The sequence below is a fragment of the Nocardioides guangzhouensis genome, from assembly GCF_004519545.1.
Lineage (GTDB): Bacteria > Actinomycetota > Actinomycetes > Propionibacteriales > Nocardioidaceae > Nocardioides > Nocardioides guangzhouensis.
In genome coordinates this window covers 1-399 of sequence record NZ_SDKM01000152.1, presented here as the reverse complement: position 1 = coordinate 399, position 399 = coordinate 1, and the positions used below count along the sequence as shown (strand labels likewise).

Sequence of the window (399 nt, the reverse complement as noted above, 5' to 3'; positions counted from 1 at the left end):
TGCGCAGGAACGTCGCCATCTGCTGACCGCTGGCCAGCCGGACCATGCTGGCCCGGGTCAGGTTGCGGAAGGCGAGGTTCGCCCGGATCGTGAACTCGTCGGCGTCCACCCCGCCGAACGACCCCTTCGGCAGGATCGCGAGCGGGTCGACCAGGCCGGTGTCGATCCGCCGGGCGGCGTTCGCCTCGCCGGCCGGCGGCTTGAGGTCCGTCCGCCCGATCTGGCTGAACCGGTAGAGCCGGCGCCAGTCCGCGATCCAGTTGCTGGGCAGCCGCGGGTTGCCCCCGAGCGTGCTCGAGGTCGCGGAGAAGAAGAACAGCAGGTCGAGGGTGCCCTGGCGGTCCGGGAACCGCGCGTTCCAGCTGTAGGCCTCGCGGACCATCGAGTGGCCGAACCGGA

General features: G+C 71.4%; 1 protein-coding gene. It reads right to left on the bottom strand.

What is annotated here, in order from left to right; translation table 11 throughout:
- Positions 1-399: peroxidase family protein (locus tag EKO23_RS25625; protein ID WP_217702820.1), on the bottom strand; the 399-nt coding region annotated here is incomplete at both ends.